The 866-nt window shown below is 62.8% G+C and carries 1 protein-coding gene; it reads left to right on the forward strand.

The features are described from left to right. Window positions 1-852: hypothetical protein (locus ACXJ3V_RS20100; RefSeq protein ID WP_457102126.1), on the forward strand; the 852-nt coding region annotated here is incomplete at its 5' end. Window positions 853-866 lie beyond the last annotated feature (14 nt).

The raw sequence follows: 866 nt of genomic DNA on the forward strand, positions 1-866 counted from the left end.
CGCTTGTTCACCAGGTTCGCGGCGGCGATTTCGAGCGGCGCGCTCCGATGCCTGTGCCCGGCACGCAGTACAACCGGCGCGGCCGCGTTCCTGGCGCCTCGCGTAGCGCTGCGCCCCGCGGATCCGCGCTGCCGCTCGCCATTCGTCCCCTCACTCTCTGATCGACCAATGAAGCATCCAGTTGTCCTCCCGTCGAAGACGGAGAAGCGCATCGGCCGCGCGCACGGTGCGACCTTTTTCCGGTCCTTCCTCCTGGCTAACCAGCGGCCGTCGGTTATCAACTACCGTGACACGTTGGTGCTCATCGAGGGCACCAATCCGAAGGATCTGCCCGAGGATCTCGCCTGGGGGATCCACGGCACCCGCTCGATCACAGACGCGAGCATCTATTTTTCCAAGGCCTCAATCGACGAGGGCAAGCTCCTGTACGAGCTGGATCTGTGGATGTCCTTCGACAACCTGAAGGAATCGACAACTTCTGTGACTGAGGACCTCGTGCGCAACTCCGGCATCCTCGCGTCCAGTCGCCTGCGCGCCGACTACGAGCAGGAGCTCAAGGACATCGTCATGTCGTACCTGGAAGGGCGTGTTCCGGCGAAGGACTACAAGGCCGCATCGGAACTGAGCCTAGAGCAGCTGCTGGTGCAGTTTCCGTCGGCCGTATGGCGCTTCATGCGCGAGCGCCCCTATGTCAAGGCGTTCGTCCATGCGGCAGTGGTGCGGGTCGCAGAGAAGAACGCCAAGCGCGACGCAGTGGCAGCGCGGCTGAACGTCATCACGTTCCGCCCCGACCCCAAGAAGATCCTCGAAGCCGCGGTGCGGCAGGACAAAGAAATCAAGATTACGCTTTGACATCCACCCCACCC

This window comes from Microbacterium sp. P5_E9, from assembly GCF_054049175.1.